The sequence below is a fragment of the Aeromonas sp. MR16 genome, from assembly GCF_022549315.1.
Lineage (GTDB): Bacteria > Pseudomonadota > Gammaproteobacteria > Enterobacterales > Aeromonadaceae > Aeromonas > Aeromonas aquatica.
In genome coordinates, this window is sequence record NZ_JAKZFK010000010.1 from 58,084 (window position 1) to 75,792 (window position 17,709).

The window sequence follows — 17,709 nt, forward strand, 5'->3', positions numbered from 1 at the left end:
GTTAAGCCAACTTGTACTACGAGCCATAAGGCGAAATAGTGGTTTCAACCTCTTGGTTTCGGCCTCTTTCATCATCCCATATCAGCTTGATTGTTACTGCAAATGGAGCCCCCATTGCGGTAGCAACAATAAGATCAAAGTTGCCACCCGCCTGTATGACCTCAAGAGGAAGCGCATCATCCATGATAGAGAATTCTCTCACAACAGGACACTCTAATCTTACATTTTTAGCTGGTGATTTTCCTTTATTATAGATCTTTAAACGATGCCCCTTGCCGATCTTAACAACACGAGCATTAAGGTCTGCACTGATAGCATCAATAGCGTCCTCTTGTTCTTTACGCAGTAGCAACTTGTTCAAATGATTGGCTGTGTTAGCAAATTCATTCTGACGTCGATTAAACTCCAATGTTTTATATGCAGAATACACAGAGAGTAGTAATGCCAGCAGCGAAACAATATCAGTTAGAGTCATCGTTTGAACCCTTTGAACATTTTCTTTAAGTCTTTTTCCACATCGGAAATAAATTCTTTTTGAAGATCTTCGACCATAGCATCTATTGACGTAGAATTCTGTTCCATCAATGATTCTTTATCGAAACTATTATTGCAGTCGGAACAAATTAATAATTGTTCCGAGACAATTTCAAACTGATCGTTACCACATATAGGGCAGAGCAGTATCGCGTTTATAGTATATTCATTTTTCATTTTAACTCTCTTAAACCATACAACTCATGAATTGAAACGGCTAAGTATCAGAAACTAAACTAAGCGACATATACACCTATTTTTTTCTCAGGCATATGTAATTGACCATCTTTATAGATTGAAATATACATGTAATGTAATCCAAGATAAGCTGTCGGCTCAAGGTGAACTGCGAAATAGTTATTGTTTTGTTGATACATTGCATCAATGAATGTTTCATGGTTTCCTCTGTTCTCAGGCTCTGCTATCTTTGCATCTAAACCATTATTCTCAACCCTGTATTTAACCTGATAACTAGAATCGCTCATACCTTTGAAAGTCACTTTGAACCTAACGCTTCTTTTCTTGGGTATGATCCTCGCACAAGAATAGTATGCGTCCTGTGAAGGTGAACCACTACTATCGGTAACTGTCATGTCTACTGAAAAGTCAGCTGGATAATATGGGATCATATTTAAACCAGTGTCTTTCAATGGTAACAATTTGAAATAACTATCATTATTTAACTCGAACTGACTATAATTAATTTGATTACCTGTAGCATCCCTATAGTTTGGCTTTACATACCGACATACGGTATCACCTTCCTTCTTTAAGTCTAAATAGTGCTCAGGAATATCAATTAAACACTTTAAACTATCGCCTATCATTATTTTGTTTTTTGAAGCAGATTGTTGCAGCTTAGCAGCGACATCAACATAGAAGGATGTTGCCGTTACTTCTGATGCCCCTTGATATCCATACATCCCCCATAGAACATTTTCATCGCTTCCATAGTCAATGCCAATACGTATACTAACGGGGTCTATATCTTGCTGCTCAAGATCAGGGGATACAACTTCCTCAATAAACTTCACAAGACATACTGCGCAATTAATAGCATTTACCGCCGAATTTTCTGGTCTTTGTTCTGTTCTAAAAAATGCAAGAACCGCATCCCCCATGATGCGATGAACATGGCCATCAAAGGCCAGAATTGTTTCTATAGCACATTTTATAATGTCATTCTTTATCGAAAAAACCTTTTCTGGTGGATAAATAAGACCTAGTTTGGTTGAATTTTTAATATCTATGAATAAAGTGGTAACATAACCCTTCTTTGTCTTTCTATTATCTACTAGGTAATCAAAATCTGGGTGTCCACCGATCTTGTTATTATTAACACCCTCTTTACCAAAGCAACGTCTCAATTGCCTCTGAATGTCATAATCGTTCTCAACCGAAATTTCACTTTTAGCAACCACACCAGCTGATTTAAGGAGATCATGAGAGTCCATGGCAAATGACTCCGTGCCTACTGACTCAACTCCAGAAAAGCTCGTCATTCTGTTATACGCTTCATTTATTTTGCTATGAGAGAATGATTTCTCATAAATGTTTTTAATTATGCTAGACATATGCCCCCCGAAATATTGAAGATCCACACAAGCATAATCAATGTAATTGGGAAAAGATTATACTTTGAAAACTTACCCGCCCTTTCAATAGATGCCATTTTCACACTTGTTATTACAGCCATCTCATGAACTTGAATTGATAAATCTTTAATATAGTCCTGATAGGAAATGCTCTCCATTTTACGTGAGTATGTGTCGGCATTAAATTTCCCACTTACAGAACCAAAAAAAATCACTGATGGCTCAGAACCAGCGGATGTACTTCCACTTGATAAATTAGGCCAAATAGATTTAAAAACATAATAAAGACTCGTAATACAAAGAAATAGAGACGTAATACATAGCAAAACCATCAAGCTTTTATAATCGTGTTGACTTTTCATGATGGCATCGAACTTTGATAGAATGCTAAATGCAATTGCGGCGTTGAACGATGTCAACAAACCACATTTAAAATTTACAGTTGCAATATAGGCATCATACCTTTTTAAGGTATCCCACATCCCAGAAATGATGACCTTTTTAGCATCATCAACTTTCACATCATCAATATCTTGATCTGGCTTTTTGAACCACACCGATTATATCCTTCTTAATGCAACCGACATTGACCGCTATAAAGTTAAAATTATCGATTTTTGTTAGCCTGAGCCAAGATACTTCCGGCCAGAGTTTTTGTGTTTTCGTTGTACTTACTGCTTTGCAGCACCATTAAAGCCGGAGGCTCCATATGAGCACCAGTTTGCTTTCCTACCTTAACCTGGGATAAAGCAGAAGCAGCAAGAGAACGTGCTGTCACAGAGGAGGTAGCATCATTAAGCACTTGTGCAGCAAGTGTTGCGACCTTATCAGAGGTAGTTTTGTTGCTCGAAGCCATCACTATATCCTGTATCTTTTCCATGAACAAAACACTACATATGGTGCTGTCTGTACATACAGCAAAAAGATACCTGATCCGAATGAGGCGATCAAGGAAAACGATTGACACATCAGTAAGATTGTTTTTTAACCAAAAGGAGACTCATTCTCACCTGATTAACAACAGTTCGCCTAGCACGTTGCTTTCAGCAAATACCTCGTGAATTTCGATTGCCATGTTGCTGGTAAAGAGTCCATTTCTTCACTATTTATCGAACTTCGCACATACAGAATCCATGCCTCACAGACACCAGAGGTGTTGGCTTGCGGTTCTGTCCAGAACGCTCAGATCGCATCAAGAGGGGCAACTAAGTCTAAGCAGGTCGTGAAGCTATGTGGATTGGGTCGGTCGAGAAAGGGCGTTCGCAGGTGTTCTTTAGCTATTTTCGCAACCTGGCAACGCTCTGCCCATCTACATGCCTTTCTTTAAAAACACAATCAGAAGAAAAGGATCGATTATTGGTTCCAAGAAACATCGAAAACTATCTGTCAAACATAAAAAGAAGCCCATGCATCACAAGCATGGGCTTACTCAGCATCAGATAAGAAACTCTTCTAGAGCTCTGCCGCTGGCCACAGCTTCTGCTATCGCTTTAGGCATTCTGCCCTGACCAGTCCAGCTCTTCTCCTGACCATTCTCGGTGTATTTATATTTTGCAGGACGAGGCGCTCGCTTGGACTTTGCAGCCCCTTCGGTCTTAACGGTGGCGGAGGAGCCAACTAGCTCACTTGGGTCAATCCCTGCATCTCGCAACATCTCAGTGAACTGAGCCAGCTTCTGATGACGTTCCGCAGACTCTTGTCTGATTTTGGTTTCGTGTTGCTCCCGCTCAGCAAACACTTCTTCGAATTTTTCTTTAACTTCGACCAGCTGCTCAAATGACAACTCACGCAGAACAGCGCGAAGGCTGCGGATATTAAGCAGGGTTTTCAAAAAATCATTCATTTACGACCTCATGTATCACTTTATTAAATCGAATGGATTATCACTCAATATCGCCAACAGCTCCATTGGTTTTTACATCAATCTAGATTAAATAAGCCATTGAGATAATACATAAGTGAGCCACATTCATTGCCCTCTATTCCAGTTTTGGCGCTACTTCCTCGCGTCGTCACGAATAATACTCTTTACTTCAACAACGGCAGCGCCAACGGGGACGCTGATCGAGCTCGATAGCTCGCCATTGTGAGTTCTGGTGATCTCGGTATCCCCTTTGTACCAACACCATTCATAGCCAGTTTTTGTGTCAGCAGCCTCTAAGATCCCGCAGCGATAGTCAAAATTGATGGCCATACGAAATGTTTCTCAAACTAATGCCAAATTGTGGAATTCAGTTTTCATCTATTACCGATCAGTCAAGGTCTTGAGTTAAGCGCGTCAGCTCTCTAAGTGGGTTTTCAACACCAATTTTATCCGTAAGAACGATGATCTGCTTTCCAATATCAAAAGCCGGGGCTGCAACAGCCCGCCCAGTAAGCTCCAGCGATTGAATGACAGAGTTTGCCTTCTTTAACGTTTTAAAAGCCTTTGCGGTTTCAGGACTCAGGCCCCACCACATACCCGTCATATCTGGGCTTAATGCGTACTTAATCAAGAATTCGTCCTTATATGGATCATGAAGAAGCCAACCCAACATTTTTGCGTGAGCAGGTAGCCCCCACGTTTGTTTCAGTTCATGTACGGATAGCTCTTTGTTCATGACCTAACCTTCTTATTCAGGACTGGCTTGTGAGATCTAACATAGTCAATACACCATAAGTTGGGTCTCATAAAGGCCTCAGGTGAAATTTTATCCAGAAGTTCACGAAAAGTGTTATCACTCTTCTGTCCATTCCCCCCTAGACAACCGCCCTTCTGGCTTGACCACATGCGACTCCGAAAGCAGTTTACCTAGCGTGTATAGCTGGGTGCCTCCTGGAGGATCTTCGAAATGCCTAGATAGCCTTCTGGCTGTGCCCAAACAGCTCCCCAGCATCCTCTTGAGACAGGCTTAGGCCGCTCGTGATGATAATTTCGCTAGCAACATACTCTGATGGTATTGGTGTGGACGTTACCAGGTATAATAGCCATCTATTATTTATTGGCTGACGTCTCGAAACAGAGATACTAGTGAATGCCCTTGGCCTTTGCATTTCAATTGTTCTCTGTCTCATACGCTATGAGTTCTTCGCACAATCAACCAGGTAAGTCAATTTGATAGCGTGAACTCCGACCTCGACTTGGCAATTTTACTAATAATCCTTTTGTAACCATTTCTGAGAGGTGACGAGTTGCTGTTGATTTACTTACGCTAGTCAATTTTTGATATTGACTAGCGCATATGCTTTTGTTGGAACCTTGAGCGCAACCATCCAGTAGGTGATCCAGCAACATTCTTTGTTCAGGTAATAACGGGGTAGCATGATGTTGTAGCCAAAAAACGTTTTTGGCCGAATCAGCTTGCACTTGAGAGATAGCACGCTGCAAGTCCGCTTCCAGTGTCTCAAGAAACCAGACTAACCAAGGTGTGATATCTAAACCTCCTCTTTGAGTCTGCTCCAGAAGCTGATAATACCTGTCGCGCTGCTCAAATATGGTGACCGACATGGCGTATAGGCGGATGGTGTGCAGGTCTGCCTGGGCTAACGCCAAATCTGTCAGTGCTCGTGCTATTCGGCCATTTCCATCATCAAGTGGATGCAGCGTCACGAACCACAGATGACTAATTGCAGCCCTAAGCAGTGGATCAAGCATGGGGTTCCATCGACTCTCGTTAAACCACTCAATAAACTGCTGTAATTCCTGCTCCAAGCCTACTCGGGGAGGTGCCTCAAAATGCACCACGAGCTGGTCAAATCGGCCTGAAACGACCTGCATCGGTCCATCCTCACGCAATTGACCATCACTGATGTCACTACCTCTAGAAACTGATGCTGGGAATAACAACCGATGCCACTGTAAAAGCCGCTCAAGCGAGAGTTTTGTTTGAGGATCACCAATAGCGTCCATCAACATGGCTGCTAGTCCATCTGTCCTTTCTGATGTTGAGAGATGCTCGACCTCAACGACCCCGAGCCGCACTGCCACAGACGCTCGAACGGACTGCGCATTCAGTGCTTCACCTTCGATGGCTGATGAAGCCATGATGTTGGCCACCAGAGTATCTAGCTCTTGAATCGGGGCTATCGCGCAACTCCCCAGCAGCAGGCCAAGCAGACGATGAAGTGAGCGTAGGCGTGGTTGAAGAACCTCGTCCTGCCAATGAAATGTTGGCCAGCCTGCTTGTTGCCAAATCCAACCCATCGTCTGAACACCCCCATGAAATGAGGCGATTATGCACTTTATTTGGCTCACTTGATGAGCCAATTACTACACATGATGCTCATTGATAGGGACTACCGGAGATGAACCGATCATAAACGTCATTTTGAAAAGTCTGCTGTTATGCTAGGAGCAGCTTTATGGAAATTGCAGAGCAGGGAACACTTATCGATGCCTCACGCCGTTCATCACCCTCGCACTCGGGTAACCGCTGTCAGCTCTGTCATTACCTCTCTGGGCATCCCTCACAGCCCGCTGGAGGCACACCTGTGGATTGTGGCTGGTGTTGAACCTAGCATCGTCCCGAAGCTTGCTGGGTTGATTGGGGAAAGTGCTCGGGCTGTTTGTGACCTGGTTGGCATTAGCCAAAGCACGATCACTCGGAAGATCGCAACCTGTTCCCCTCTATCCACCGAGCAGGGTGCCAGAGTTTACGGTGTTGTACTGGCTCTTGATGCAGCTCTCTCACTGCATGAGGGAGATATAGTGAAATGCATTTCGTGGTTAAACAGACCAGCTAGGGGACTGGGAGGTGAGAAACCTGTCAATGTATTGAGTACAGCGATGGGAGTTCAGGCTGTTATTGATCTCGCAGGACAAATCGAACATGGGGTATATTAAACGAGCCCCCTCAGTCAATGTGGTTAAAAACCGCACTTACCTGTGCGAAAAACTATCAAAATAATCTTTCTTTCATTTTAGCCACTTGAAAAAAGTGAAAAAGTGTCCACCTATTAATTATGAGAACAAAAATTTTTTCTCAACATTCCGCTGCATTGCAGCGAATAGATCCAGTTTATTCTTTGCCTCTTCTCCCTTCTTTTTTGGCTGTAAATCATCCTATCTCATAGGAAATCAGAACAAGTTATTTAGGATGTTGGTTCTCTTTCATTAGTTCAGAAAATAAAGCCTTCACATAAATAAACTATGGTCATATTCGCACCTACGGTGCGGAATACAATAAACGCGCTTTATCGAAAAATGACGATTCTATGGCTACTTACGGTTCAGACCGTTAATCGTTGGCAGAACAACTAATTGAGAGACTGAAAACAACCAATACATCTCTGCTTTTGACTTTGATAGTCAGTCATCCGGGGGTGGGATAACCCACCCCCGGAGACTTTCAGAACCAGCTTTGCACCGCCTCTCTGGCCGGGATCCCACCGGCATGTACTACCTTGTCATCGATGACGACTGCTGGCGTAGACATCACTTTGTACTTCATGATCTCGGGCAATGACTCAACTTTCTCAAGCTGAATTGACACACCAAGCTCATCCACCACCTGCTGGATAAGTTGGACGGTGTTCTTGCAGTTGGCGCAGCCCATACCCAGCACTTTTACATGTTTCATCTCATACTCCTCATCAAGAAATTAACGGCGATACGAAGTTAAACACCCACCCAACCAACGTGAAGGAAACCAGTAGCACCAACAGCAAGGTGCCCAGTAACTGCCACTTCATCACCTGTTTGAGCAGAATAAATTCAGGAAAACTGGCCGCCACTGTGCTCATACAAAATGCCAGTGTCGTCCCAATCGGCAGCCCATTGACAATCAAGCTCTCCATCACCGGGATCACCGCGGTGGCATTGGAGTAGAGGGGAATGCCGATGAGAACCGCCACAGGCACTGACCACCATTGGCCTGCACCAAGATGTGAGGCAATCCAGCCATCAGGCACAAAGCCATGAAGCACGGCACCAAGCCCCACACCCACAATGACCCAAAGCCATACCCGTTTGAAGATGGTGAGGGTTTCATCTTTAGCAAAGGCATGGCGTTTGGCCAGCGAGAGACTAGGAGTATCTGCGTGCTGTTGGGCAATATTGTCTTGCTGATGCTGCCCCTGTTTGAGGGCCTCAGCGGCAAAATCAGCCAGCCAGCGTTCGGCCTTTATCTTATCCAGAAATGCCCCACCCAACATGCCAACCGCCATACCAACTACCACGTAAATCAAGGTGAACTTCCAGCCCAGCAGACTGACCAGCAATAGGACGGCCACTTCGTTGATAAGCGGTGAGGTTATGAGAAATGCCATGGTGATCCCGAGCGGGATACCGGCTGAGGTGAAGCCGAGAAACACTGGGATACTTGAACAGGAACAGAAGGGGGTGATCGCACCAAAGCCGGAGCCCAGGAGATAGCCCAAACCTCTGTGCTTGCCCGCCAGATAGTCCCTCACTCGCTCGACATTCAGGGAGGCCCGCAGCATGGCCACGATGTAGATCATGACCAGCAGCAGCGCAAAGATCTTGCTCACATCCTCCACGAAGAAATGCAGCGCATCCCCCAGCTTAGTTTGCGGGCTCAGGCCCAATTGCTCGTACACCAGCCAGCTGGCTAGGTCGGTGAAAATCTGAAACATAATGGCTCCATCAACATCGGTGTTATCCAGAAGACGCTTCATCTCACCAAAGGATGCTCATATTTTTTATCTTTTGCAGAATGGTGGATAGTTAGGCATACACACTTTACATGTGCGTGAATGCGCACATATACTCAGAATATGAACACAATACAGAATCAAAATCAGGCTATTGATGCCGCTATTTCCTCTCTGGATGGGGCCTTCTTCAAAGCCCTATGCGAGCCGCCACGGGTCGCCGTGTTAAAGCGCGTCATGCAATTGGGTCGGGCAGATGTCACCGCAATTGCCGCTGACTTGCCCCAGGAACGCTCTGTGGTTTCCCGTCATCTACAGGTACTGCTTGAGGCCGGGATCGTTCGTGCCTCCAAGGTTGGACGACAAGTATTCTACGAAGTGGATGGCCCAGCCATTATTCAGCGCCTGGAAGACATACTCCGTCACACCAAGAACATTACTGCACTGTGCTGCCCTGGCAGATCAGTTTGATTTTTCTTTACCTTAATACGTGTATGGATGCGCACATATGAACTTAATGGATCAGCAATATGATGTCGTTGTCATCGGAGCAGGCCAGGCAGGTTTGGCATGTGGTTGGCACCTAAAGCAGCAAGGGCTTAACTTCATACTCCTTGATGAGCAAAAGCGGCCTGGTGGGCACTGGCGCCACTACTACGACAGCCTTGAGCTGTTCTCGCCAGCAATCTATTCCTCGCTACCCGGTATGTCGTTCCCCGGCACACCGGGTCACTATCCAAGTCGTGATGAGGTGGTAGGTTACCTTGAGCAGTATGCCGACCAGTTCCAGCTACCTATCCATCAAGGGGTTCAGGTCAAGCTAGTCGAGCGAGCAGAGGCGGGTTTCCAGGTAATCACCGCCGATGGTCAACGCTTACTGGCGAACGCAGTTATTGTGGCATCTGGGGCTTTTAGCCGTCCCTACCTGCCCGACATTCCCGGACTTAACGAATTTAAAGGCTCTCAGCTTCACAGTGCTGACTATCGCAATCCCATGCCTTTTCGCAGCCAACGTGTCGTCGTTATTGGTGCAGCGAACTCCGCAGTCCAGATCGCTTACGACTTGGCCAGCGTAGCCACCGTTACACTGGCTACACGAGAAGCCATTCGGTTTGCGCCGCAGCGTATATTGGGCGCAGATTTTCACACTTGGTTGAAATGGACAGGCTTGGAGAAAACTCGCTGGTTGAACGACCAGAGCACCCCGGTTCTGGACAACGGCACCTACCGCAAGGCGCTGAGAAACGGCTATTTCAAGCAGCGCCCCATGTTCACCAAGGTCACCTCAACGGGTGTCGTTTGGGCAGATGGACGACATGAAGCCGTTGATACTCTGCTGTTTGCCACTGGTTTTCGCCCCAATCTCCCCTTTCTCGAAGGCCTGCCCGTGATGGACGTAACCGGCAAGGTGATGCAGCGTGATGGAAGGGCCAGCCATGTACCCGGTTTGTACTTCGTAGGCCTGCCCAAACAGCGCAACTTCGCCTCGGCAACCCTCCGGGGGGTTGGGCCCGATACCGGGCACTTGCTCCCTCACCTGCTTCACCACCTGGCAGACCTGAGCGGCAGATAACAGTGGTCAGTTTTGCTTGGCCACTCCCCTCCATCTGCATAGCGGGCCTCAATCACTGAATACCAGTGAGTCAAGGACACCTTGCCCGCTATGAACGCCTCCTTCTGTCGATCCGGCTGATTTGCTACGAAGCAGGTATCCAGCAAAGCTCGGCTCGGCGCAACCAGGATTGCCATCTATCTGAATGGTGAACATGCCAAGTTCACTGATCAAATCCGTCACCCGATGCAGCTCTCCTTTGCGTACTATCCAGGCAGGTATCGGTCTAGGAACAGGATGTAATCGGCCCATCAGTGACCAAGCCTGATATTGCCGGGGCTCCAGTGTTTCTAATTTTGCCAGGATGTCTGCCCCAAACAGACAATGCCCACCCCCTTCACCCTGATTTTTAAGCACCCAACTATCGGCGGGCGCAGCTTCTATAAAGTGTGCGCTGTCAGGGGTAACAGGGTGCATCTCCCCCAGAACACCTTTCACTGTGTCAGCCTCTTGCAGGGTCAAGCCAAATGCAGCGAATCCCTCTTCTCCCAAACGCGACAGCAGCATTTGTACTCGCTTGCTGGTCGCCAATTGCTGGGCGACCGTGGCATTGACGGCGACTCTATGTCGCTCAATCACCACACGGGTCGCCATCAGCGCCTGGCAACATCTCTGCTCTTTGAGGTCTGTCGCCTCATAATCTGAATATTGGTATCCGGCCCGCAGGTAGACGGTATCGAGGGGGCCGACACCATTGAGGGTCAATCTGTTGTTGGCGCCCGTGCTCAGTCGATTATGCAGTTCACGAAAGGTTCTGCGCTGGGTCTCAATCCCTCTGCGCTGGAGTGCCAGCTCAAGCAGGTGTTGATCAAACACATTGTTTTCATGCTCCTGCACAATCATCAGAAACCTTGCCGGGCCGGGGTCGCCAAACTCACGCTTGATCTTGAAGGTGGCCTCGGCAATACCTGCTGACAATCCTTCAATGGCATGATTACTGACAAGTTCACCCATTGCCTGATGCGGCTCTTGCATGTACGCAGCAGGCCATTGCCGTTGCAGATAGTGGTGCAGTTCATGTATTCGCTGACCAAATGGCCCCATACCAGCGGCGATGCCATTGAACTCGACCAGCTTGTGGCCATCTCGTTTGTCGTCCATAAAGTCGCTGCGCATGATGAGCAATGGCAGCCGGGGTAGCTTGGTGGCTGATGAGTGTATCTGTTGATGCATGCTGAGCAGGGCTGAAAAGAAGGGATCGCCCGCCGTAATGGGATGAATGGCATCATATAAAAAGCCATGATCCTCTGAGACGGCATAAATCACTTTGCTTAAGGTCTGTGCCGCACTTTTCAAATGCAGGTAGTCCCGTTGGCTGATTGGTGTCGGCGCCAGGGTAAATGGGGTATGCACGGCAGAATACAGCGACTCTTTAAAGGCGACACCGTGGGTTAATGCCCACTCGACTGCATCATCTTTGGCTTTCTGGATGTCAAAAGAACTCATCATACGATCCTGATTATTGACTCACGAACCTCAAGGCCTGGTTGCCCAGCCCTCATATCGCACAGCGATCTTCATATCCTCATCAGACGAGCGCAGCACGTCACGAGGAAGACGCGCAAGCAGCGAAAAGGATGCACTTCAATTTTCTGAACCACGTCAACCTGACCCAGGCATTGTCATATTCTCGTCATACTCCCCAGCGATGATTAATAAGAATTAATCAACCAACATGGATAGATGAACATGAAGAAAATCGTCGCTTCCGCCGCCCTGCTGGGCTTTAGTCTGCTTAGCACCGCCGCCTTTGCGAGCGAATTCAACCTGCCCGGTTTTGTGACCGAAGTGGAAGATGGGCGGCTATGGGTCTTTAAAGAAGGTTCGCCAGAGCTGGAAGAGTTCAAGCAACATGGCGAACCGGCAAAACAGTTCAGCAATATCGGGGCAGGCCCCAATGGCATGACCATTAAAGCAGCCAACCAAGAAACCTTGGATGAGTACCTGGCCGAAGCCAAGAAAAAATAAAGAAAAGGCCAAGGTGAACACCTTGGCCTTTTTGCTGAACATGGGTCATGGCTTACTTCGCAGCCGGAGTGAAGCAACACACCCGACCCGTCTCATCCAGCCTGACCTGACAGTCCAGAGAAAGCTGCTGACGCAAGCGTTGCCTGGCTCGCAATAAACGCGACTTGGTGGCGGTGAGGGTCAAGCCGTATTGGGCGGCATAATCCGCCTGCTTCATCCCCTCCAAATCGCAGTGTCCGAGAATATCCCGGTCAGCCTGGGCCAGCTTCTCCAGCACTCTGGGCAAACAGCCAGCAAGCGAATCCACTGCATCAAGCTCACTCTGCTGCATGACCAGCTCGTCATGTAGTTGAAACATCGGGCGTTGTCGCCGGCTTCTATCAATCACCAGATGTCTGGCGACTTCAAACAGCCAAGCTCTGGCATTCTCAATGGCGCAGAACTTGCCCTGCTGGCGGATTGCTCGCAAGAAGGTCTCTTGTAGCAGATCATCTGCATCCATCGGGCTGCCAGATTGCTTGAGCAGCCACCCATAGATCTCATGTTCGTGCTGCTGCCATGCGGTCATCAAGCAAGGTGGTGCGCCGGTTGGTTGGGTCACTTGATGCGTTTTCCTTGGGCATCCACCACCTGCTCCCCATCCTCCTTGGTGAAGGCCCCTTGCTGTGGGTTCAGCAGGATATCCAACACCACCTCTGACGGACGGCACAGCTTGGTGCCAAGCGGGGTCACCACTATGGGACGGTTGATCAGGATGGGATGAGCCAGCATGGCATCGATCAGCTGGTCGTCGCTGAATCTCTCCTCGGCCAGTCCAAGCGCCTCAAAAGGCGGCACATTTTTGCGCAACAGGTCGCGCACCGATATCCCCATGGCGGCAATAAGCGCGACCAGGATCTCGCGGCTCGGCGGCGTCTCCAGATAGTGGATGACGGTCGGCTCAACCCCTGAGTTGCGGATAAGTGCCAGCGTATTGCGAGAGGTGCCACAGGCCGGGTTGTGGTAAATGGTGATCTTGGGGTCACTCATGCTTGCGCCTCCGCTTTGCCATAGTTGCGCTTCATGCGCAGGGCCACGTTGACCAGGGCGATCAGCACGGGCACTTCAACCAGCGGGCCTATCACACCGGCGAAGGCCTGATCCGAGTTCAGGCCGAATACCGCGATGGAGACCGCGATGGCCAGCTCGAAGTTGTTGCCGGTCGCAGTAAAGGCGATGGAGGCGTTCTTGTCATAGGGAATACCCAGCTTCTTGCCCACCAGGAAGCTGGTAAAGAACATCAGCACGAAATAGACCACCAGCGGGATAGCAACGCGAACCACATCCATGGGCAGCTCAACTATCATCTCCCCCTTGAGGCTGAACATCAGCACGATTGTGGCCAGCAAGGCGATCAGGGTAATGGGGGAGATGGCCGGGATGAAGCGCTCGGTGTACCACTTTTCTCCTTTAGCCTTGACCAGATAGTGACGGCTCAAAAAGCCTGCCAGGAAGGGGATGCCGAGATAGATGAGCACGCTTTCGGCGATATCCAGCATGGTGATATCCACTGCGAAACCCTGCAAACCGAACAGCGGCGGCAGCACGGTAATGAACAGCCAGGCCATGAAGCTATAGGTGAGGATCTGGAAACCGCTGTTGAGGGCCACCAGACCCGCGCCGTATTCCTTGTTGCCGCCACCGAGGTCGTTCCATACCAACACCATGGCGATACAACGAGCCAGGCCAATCAAGATAAGACCAACCATGTAGTCGGGGTAATCATGCAAGAATGTCAGGGCGATCACGAACATCAGGATGGGGCCAACCAACCAGTTCATTACCAATGAGAGGGTAATCGCCTGACGGTCGCGTGTCATGGCGCCCATGGTGCCGTAGTTCACCTTGGCGAGCGGCGGATACATCATCAGGATGAGGCCTATGGCCAGCGGGATATTGGTGGTGCCGACCGACATCGCCTCGTTCCACTGAGCCACCTGGGGGAACAGGTAACCAATTCCCACCCCGATGGCCATGGCGACGAAGATCCAGAGGGTGAGATTGCGGTCGAGAAAACTCATTTTTTTGCTGACGGGCAGATCGCAGCAGGCTGTTGTACTCATCACGAGACTCCATGAGGGTTGGATGAAGTGGAAGGCTGATGGCGTGGCAAACCAATGGAGATAAACGCCGCCAGCAGGATAAAGAGGGTGGAGATCCAGAGGCAGGCCTCGAGACCATAGAGCTGGAACACCAGCCCGGAGAGAAGGGTGCCGAGCAGGCGCCCCAGGGCATTGGCCATGTAGTAGAAACCCACATCCAGCGATACCCCATCTGCACCGGCATAGCTGACGATGAGGTAGCTGTGCAGGGAGGAGTTGATGGCAAACAGAGCGCCAAACACCATCAAGCCGCCCACCAGGCTGATGGCCGGATGCACCTCATAGTGGAGCGCCAGGGCAATCAGGGCCGGGGTCAGTGCCAACACTAGCGCCCAACGCATCGCAGCCTTGCCATCGGGTACACGTCCCTCTCGCTTGCCGGTAAAGCGGGGCGCCTGGGTCTGAACCACGCCATAAGCAATGATCCAGAGCGCCAGGAATCCCCCCACATACCAGTGATCCCAGCCAAAGCTGGAGGCGAGGTAGACAGGCAACGCCACCACAAACCAGACATCACGGGCACCAAACAGGAACAGACGGGCCGCCGACAGGTAATTGATGGCGCGGCTCTTGGAGAAGATTTCGCTGAACTTGGGCTTGTTCTTGGCTTTGCCGAGATCCCGTTTCAGGGTCAGCATGCTGACGCACCACACCAGCGCCAACGCCAGGGCCATGACCAGCACGGCCCCCTGAAACCCGAGCAGGGTCAACAGGGCGCCACCGAGGAAAAAGCCCATCCCTTTCAGGGCATTCTTCGAGCCGGTGAGGAGTGCCACCCACTTGTAGAGCTGACCCTGCGCCTCTCCCGGCACCAGCAACTTGATGGAGCTTTTGGCGCTCATCTTGTTGAGGTCTTTGGCTATCCCCGAAAGCGCCTGCGCCCCCATCACCCAGGGCACCGTCAGCCAGAGCGGTGGCACCAGCAACATGCCCAGTGCCAGCACCTGGAGGGCGAGGCCGATGTTCATGGTGCGGTTGAGCCCGAGGCGAGCCCCGAGCCAGCCCCCCACCAGATTGGTCACCACCCCGAAGATCTCGTAGAAGAGAAACAGGGAGGCGATGGCCAAGGGGCTGTAACCGAGCCCATGGAAATAGAGCACCACCAGCATGCGCAGGGCGCCATCGGTCAGGGTAAAGGCCCAGTAGTTGCCGGTCACCAGCAGATATTGGCGAGCCTCGGGGGAGAGTCGGGTCAGTGCCATGGCCGGGTTATCCTTGCGCCTTGTCCATCTGACCGACCATGCGCATCAGCTCGGCGGTGCGGTTGGCATAGCCCCACTCGTTGTCATACCAGGCGTAAATCTTCACCTGGGTGTCATTGATCACCATGGTGGAGAGCGCATCTATGGTGCAGGAGCGCGGATCCGTCTTGTAATCCACCGACACCAGGGGGCGCTCCTCATAGCCCATGATCCCCTCGAGCTCGTTCATCGCTGCCGCCTTGAGCAGGCCATTGACCTCGGCTTCGGTAGTGGGGCGGTTCACCTCGAACACGCAGTCGGTGAGGGAGGCGTTGGCCAGCGGCACCCGCACCGCATGACCGTTCAGCTTGCCCTTGAGCTCGGGGAAGATGTGGGTGATGGCGGTGGCGGAGCCCGTGGTGGTGGGGATCAGGCTCAGGCCGCAGGCCCGAGCACGGCGCAGATCCGCATGGGGGGCATCCAGAATGGTCTGGGTGTTGGTGATGTCGTGGATGGTGGTCATGGAGCCGTGCCTGATGCCGAGCTGCTCGTGGATCACCTTCACCACGGGCGCCAGGCAGTTGGTGGTGCAGGAGGCCGCCGTCACTATGGGGTGCTGCGCCTTGTCGTAGAGTTGGTGGTTGACCCCCATCACTACGTTGAGGACACCCTCTTCCTTGACCGGAGCTGTCACCACAACACGCTTCACCCCTTGCTCCAGATAAGCATTGAGCAGGGCCTTGGTTTTCATCTTGCCGGAAGCCTCGATCACCACATCACAGTCAGACCAGTCAGTCTGACCGATCTCTTTGTTGCGAGTGCAGAGGATACGATGGTTACCGATCACCATCTCGTCCCCATCGCTGCTGGCTTCATGATGCCAGCGGCCATGGACGGAATCGAAGGTGATGAGGTGTGCCAGCGAGGCGGCATCGCCAGCCGGGTCATTGATGCGCACAAACTCCACATCCGCCCAGTCGAAGGCGGCGCGAAATGAGAGACGGCCCATGCGGCCAAAACCGTTGATACCCACTTTGATAGTCATGCTGTTTTCCTTAACCGGCGAATGAGTAGTGGGTATTGAGGTAGTCAACGTGTGGTGTCAGGGTTAGCGCCTTGGGGCGCAGCCCTTGCACCAGCGACTTGACCTGTGTGGGGGCGTAGCCCGCCTCCAGCAGCAAGATGGCTGCCATCAGCCCGGTACGCCCCGAGCCACCACGGCAATGAATGGCCAGGGTCTGACCAGAGGCCAGGCGAGCCAGCAGCGCCGTCTTGTGGTTGGCAAAGGCAGCGGCAAAGGGCGCCTCGGGGGCGCAATCGTCCTCCACCGGCAGCTGGAACCAGGCCAGCCCCAGTGCATTGCACTCGGCGGGTAAGCTATCGGCCTTGAACTCGCTAAGCTCGGCATCGGGCATCATGGTGACTACCGCATCGGCCCCGGCGGCTTGCAGGGTCTTGAGGGAGGCTTGCAGGGAAGCCTCCTTGGTGCCAGGGCAGGGGGTGAAGATAAGGCGGGCGCCATTATCCAGGTTCAGGATGTCAAACGGGTGCATGATAAACAGCGGCTCCATGTCTCATTGAGAACGTTAGGTGGGTGAAGATAGGTTGATGGTACGCATCGCTTGTTGCAGCGAGATGCGATCCAGTTTGTTCAGTGGCAGGCTCAGAAAGATCCGCAGCCGGTTGCCGATTTCGTGATAAACCTTGTTGAACGCCGCCCATTGCGCCGCATCACTCTCTGTCACGGCAGCCGGGTCACTAAAGCCCCAATGGCCGGTGATGGGCTGCCCCGGCCATGCCGGGCACTGCTCTCCTGCCGCCTGGTCACATACCGTCAGGATAAAATCCATCTTGGGGGCATCTGGGCGGGCAAATTCTTCCCAGCCCTTACTGCGCAGGGTGCTGGTGTCTAGATTGTGTTGCGCCAGCAATTCAAGGGTCAGCGGGTGTATCTCCCCTTTCGGGGAGACGCCAGCACTAAACGCCTTGAAGTTGTCCTGACCGAGCCGGTTGAGCAGCGCCTCAGCCATGATGCTGCGGGCCGAATTGCCGGTGCAAAGGAAGAGCACATTGAACGGACGTTGCAT

The 17,709-nt window shown here is 50.6% G+C and carries 22 protein-coding genes; 4 read left to right on the top strand and 18 right to left on the bottom strand.

The features are described from left to right. Positions 1 to 16 precede the first annotated feature (16 nt). The 8 genes from MM194_RS09720 to MM194_RS09755 all read right to left on the bottom strand — a co-directional run bounded on the left by MM194_RS09720 (position 17) and on the right by MM194_RS09755 (position 6,312). Entirely contained in the window at positions 17 to 475 is a 459-nt protein-coding gene (locus MM194_RS09720) for a hypothetical protein (protein WP_241343456.1), read from the bottom strand. Beyond that, on the bottom strand, positions 472 to 711 hold the full coding sequence (locus MM194_RS09725) for a hypothetical protein (RefSeq protein WP_241343457.1): 240 nt from the start codon (positions 709 to 711) through the stop codon (positions 472 to 474). The genes MM194_RS09720 and MM194_RS09725 overlap by 4 nt, the downstream gene beginning before the upstream one ends. A gap of 59 nt (positions 712 to 770) precedes the next feature. Beyond that, positions 771 to 2,108, bottom strand: a complete 1,338-nt coding sequence (locus tag MM194_RS09730; protein ID WP_241343458.1) for an adenylate/guanylate cyclase domain-containing protein — start codon at positions 2,106 to 2,108, stop codon at positions 771 to 773. Then, the gene (locus MM194_RS22030) at positions 2,096 to 2,686 is read right to left on the bottom strand and encodes a Pycsar system effector family protein (RefSeq protein WP_241343459.1); all 591 of its coding nucleotides are present in this window, start codon (positions 2,684 to 2,686) and stop codon (positions 2,096 to 2,098) included. The genes MM194_RS09730 and MM194_RS22030 overlap by 13 nt, the downstream gene beginning before the upstream one ends. Positions 2,687 to 2,736: 50 nt before the next feature. Beyond that, the gene (locus tag MM194_RS09740) at positions 2,737 to 2,985 is read right to left on the bottom strand and encodes a hypothetical protein (protein WP_241343460.1); all 249 of its coding nucleotides are present in this window, start codon (positions 2,983 to 2,985) and stop codon (positions 2,737 to 2,739) included. A 579-nt stretch (positions 2,986 to 3,564) separates the two neighbouring features. Beyond that, positions 3,565 to 3,972: an H-NS family nucleoid-associated regulatory protein gene (locus tag MM194_RS09745; RefSeq protein ID WP_098984642.1), complete on the bottom strand. Its 408-nt coding sequence runs from the start codon at positions 3,970 to 3,972 to the stop codon at positions 3,565 to 3,567. A gap of 409 nt (positions 3,973 to 4,381) precedes the next feature. Beyond that, positions 4,382 to 4,729, bottom strand: coding sequence for a hypothetical protein (locus tag MM194_RS09750; protein WP_241343461.1), 348 nt, complete (start codon positions 4,727 to 4,729; stop codon positions 4,382 to 4,384). A 476-nt stretch (positions 4,730 to 5,205) separates the two neighbouring features. Then, the gene (locus MM194_RS09755; RefSeq protein ID WP_241343462.1) at positions 5,206 to 6,312 is read right to left on the bottom strand and encodes a Fic family protein; all 1,107 of its coding nucleotides are present in this window, start codon (positions 6,310 to 6,312) and stop codon (positions 5,206 to 5,208) included. A gap of 189 nt (positions 6,313 to 6,501) precedes the next feature. Between MM194_RS09755 and MM194_RS09760 the strand changes: the two genes are divergently transcribed. Then, positions 6,502 to 6,951: an antitoxin Xre/MbcA/ParS toxin-binding domain-containing protein gene (locus MM194_RS09760; RefSeq protein ID WP_241343463.1), complete on the top strand. Its 450-nt coding sequence runs from the start codon at positions 6,502 to 6,504 to the stop codon at positions 6,949 to 6,951. Positions 6,952 to 7,456: 505 nt separating this feature from the next. On the opposite strand, the gene MM194_RS09765 is transcribed toward MM194_RS09760, so the two are convergent. Then, positions 7,457 to 7,687: a thioredoxin family protein gene (locus MM194_RS09765; protein WP_052816441.1), complete on the bottom strand. Its 231-nt coding sequence runs from the start codon at positions 7,685 to 7,687 to the stop codon at positions 7,457 to 7,459. A gap of 13 nt (positions 7,688 to 7,700) precedes the next feature. After that, positions 7,701 to 8,744 carry a permease gene (locus MM194_RS09770; protein WP_241343464.1) on the bottom strand — a complete coding sequence of 348 codons (1,044 nt, stop codon included), beginning with the start codon at positions 8,742 to 8,744 and terminating at the stop codon, positions 7,701 to 7,703. Positions 8,745 to 8,957: 213 nt separating this feature from the next. On the opposite strand from MM194_RS09770, the gene MM194_RS09775 reads away from it, so the two are divergent. Both MM194_RS09775 and MM194_RS09780 read left to right on the top strand, forming a co-directional pair. Next, a complete protein-coding gene (locus MM194_RS09775) occupies positions 8,958 to 9,191 on the top strand; it encodes a helix-turn-helix domain-containing protein (protein ID WP_236729508.1) in 234 nt (77 codons plus the stop codon). A gap of 37 nt (positions 9,192 to 9,228) precedes the next feature. Then, entirely contained in the window at positions 9,229 to 10,293 is a 1,065-nt protein-coding gene (locus MM194_RS09780) for an FAD-dependent oxidoreductase (protein ID WP_241343465.1), read from the top strand. 48 nt (positions 10,294 to 10,341) lie between these two features. Here the strand turns inward: MM194_RS09780 and MM194_RS09785 are convergent, their stop codons facing one another. Next, positions 10,342 to 11,778 carry a glutathione synthetase gene (locus MM194_RS09785; RefSeq protein WP_241343466.1) on the bottom strand — a complete coding sequence of 479 codons (1,437 nt, stop codon included), beginning with the start codon at positions 11,776 to 11,778 and terminating at the stop codon, positions 10,342 to 10,344. Between the two features lie 243 nt (positions 11,779 to 12,021). Here MM194_RS09785 and MM194_RS09790 point away from each other — a divergent pair, with 243 nt between their 5' ends. Beyond that, positions 12,022 to 12,300, top strand: coding sequence for a hypothetical protein (locus MM194_RS09790; protein ID WP_052816438.1), 279 nt, complete (start codon positions 12,022 to 12,024; stop codon positions 12,298 to 12,300). 52 nt (positions 12,301 to 12,352) lie between these two features. Here MM194_RS09790 and MM194_RS09795 read toward each other — a convergent pair whose 3' ends face one another. Genes MM194_RS09795 through MM194_RS09825 form a run of 7 tightly spaced genes read right to left on the bottom strand, consistent with a single transcriptional unit; the run spans position 12,353 to position 17,709 of the window. Beyond that, a complete protein-coding gene (locus MM194_RS09795; protein WP_232471765.1) occupies positions 12,353 to 12,901 on the bottom strand; it encodes a sigma-70 family RNA polymerase sigma factor in 549 nt (182 codons plus the stop codon). Next, the gene (gene arsC, locus MM194_RS09800; RefSeq protein ID WP_241343467.1) at positions 12,898 to 13,329 is read right to left on the bottom strand and encodes a glutaredoxin-dependent arsenate reductase; all 432 of its coding nucleotides are present in this window, start codon (positions 13,327 to 13,329) and stop codon (positions 12,898 to 12,900) included. Before arsC ends, MM194_RS09795 begins: the two co-directional genes overlap by 4 nt. Then, positions 13,326 to 14,402 (bottom strand): ACR3 family arsenite efflux transporter, encoded by a 1,077-nt coding sequence (gene arsB, locus MM194_RS09805; protein ID WP_241324509.1) that lies wholly within the window; start codon positions 14,400 to 14,402, stop codon positions 13,326 to 13,328. Before arsB ends, arsC begins: the two co-directional genes overlap by 4 nt. After that, the gene (gene arsJ / locus MM194_RS09810; RefSeq protein ID WP_241343468.1) at positions 14,402 to 15,643 is read right to left on the bottom strand and encodes an organoarsenical effux MFS transporter ArsJ; all 1,242 of its coding nucleotides are present in this window, start codon (positions 15,641 to 15,643) and stop codon (positions 14,402 to 14,404) included. The genes arsB and arsJ overlap by 1 nt, the downstream gene beginning before the upstream one ends. A gap of 7 nt (positions 15,644 to 15,650) precedes the next feature. Beyond that, complete coding sequence (locus MM194_RS09815; protein ID WP_241343469.1) at positions 15,651 to 16,667, bottom strand: ArsJ-associated glyceraldehyde-3-phosphate dehydrogenase; 1,017 nt, start codon at positions 16,665 to 16,667, stop codon at positions 15,651 to 15,653. A 10-nt stretch (positions 16,668 to 16,677) separates the two neighbouring features. Beyond that, entirely contained in the window at positions 16,678 to 17,175 is a 498-nt protein-coding gene (locus tag MM194_RS09820; protein WP_241343470.1) for a tyrosine-protein phosphatase, read from the bottom strand. A 33-nt stretch (positions 17,176 to 17,208) separates the two neighbouring features. Beyond that, on the bottom strand, positions 17,209 to 17,709 hold the full coding sequence (locus tag MM194_RS09825) for an arsenate reductase ArsC (protein WP_052816432.1): 501 nt from the start codon (positions 17,707 to 17,709) through the stop codon (positions 17,209 to 17,211).

Excerpts from the sequence above, each read along its gene's own strand:
- MM194_RS09720 (WP_241343456.1), bottom strand. The coding sequence starts at position 475 with ATGACTCTAACTGATATTGTTTCGCTGCTGGCATTACTACTCTCTGTG.
- MM194_RS09725 (WP_241343457.1), bottom strand. The coding sequence starts at position 711 with ATGAAAAATGAATATACTATAAACGCGATACTGCTCTGCCCTATATGT.
- MM194_RS09730 (WP_241343458.1), bottom strand. The coding sequence starts at position 2,108 with ATGTCTAGCATAATTAAAAACATTTATGAGAAATCATTCTCTCATAGC.
- MM194_RS09740 (WP_241343460.1), bottom strand. The coding sequence starts at position 2,985 with ATGGCTTCGAGCAACAAAACTACCTCTGATAAGGTCGCAACACTTGCT.
- MM194_RS09745 (WP_098984642.1), bottom strand. The coding sequence starts at position 3,972 with ATGAATGATTTTTTGAAAACCCTGCTTAATATCCGCAGCCTTCGCGCT.
- MM194_RS09750 (WP_241343461.1), bottom strand. The coding sequence starts at position 4,729 with ATGAACAAAGAGCTATCCGTACATGAACTGAAACAAACGTGGGGGCTA.
- MM194_RS09755 (WP_241343462.1), bottom strand. The coding sequence starts at position 6,312 with ATGGGTTGGATTTGGCAACAAGCAGGCTGGCCAACATTTCATTGGCAG.
- MM194_RS09760 (WP_241343463.1), top strand. The coding sequence starts at position 6,502 with ATGCCTCACGCCGTTCATCACCCTCGCACTCGGGTAACCGCTGTCAGC.
- MM194_RS09765 (WP_052816441.1), bottom strand. The coding sequence starts at position 7,687 with ATGAAACATGTAAAAGTGCTGGGTATGGGCTGCGCCAACTGCAAGAAC.
- MM194_RS09770 (WP_241343464.1), bottom strand. The coding sequence starts at position 8,744 with ATGAAGCGTCTTCTGGATAACACCGATGTTGATGGAGCCATTATGTTT.
- MM194_RS09775 (WP_236729508.1), top strand. The coding sequence starts at position 8,958 with ATGCAATTGGGTCGGGCAGATGTCACCGCAATTGCCGCTGACTTGCCC.
- MM194_RS09780 (WP_241343465.1), top strand. The coding sequence starts at position 9,229 with ATGAACTTAATGGATCAGCAATATGATGTCGTTGTCATCGGAGCAGGC.
- MM194_RS09785 (WP_241343466.1), bottom strand. The coding sequence starts at position 11,778 with ATGAGTTCTTTTGACATCCAGAAAGCCAAAGATGATGCAGTCGAGTGG.
- MM194_RS09790 (WP_052816438.1), top strand. The coding sequence starts at position 12,022 with ATGAAGAAAATCGTCGCTTCCGCCGCCCTGCTGGGCTTTAGTCTGCTT.
- arsC (WP_241343467.1), bottom strand. The coding sequence starts at position 13,329 with ATGAGTGACCCCAAGATCACCATTTACCACAACCCGGCCTGTGGCACC.
- arsB (WP_241324509.1), bottom strand. The coding sequence starts at position 14,402 with ATGAGTACAACAGCCTGCTGCGATCTGCCCGTCAGCAAAAAAATGAGT.
- arsJ (WP_241343468.1), bottom strand. The coding sequence starts at position 15,643 with ATGGCACTGACCCGACTCTCCCCCGAGGCTCGCCAATATCTGCTGGTG.
- MM194_RS09815 (WP_241343469.1), bottom strand. The coding sequence starts at position 16,667 with ATGACTATCAAAGTGGGTATCAACGGTTTTGGCCGCATGGGCCGTCTC.
- MM194_RS09820 (WP_241343470.1), bottom strand. The coding sequence starts at position 17,175 with ATGCACCCGTTTGACATCCTGAACCTGGATAATGGCGCCCGCCTTATC.
- MM194_RS09825 (WP_052816432.1), bottom strand. The coding sequence starts at position 17,709 with ATGCAACGTCCGTTCAATGTGCTCTTCCTTTGCACCGGCAATTCGGCC.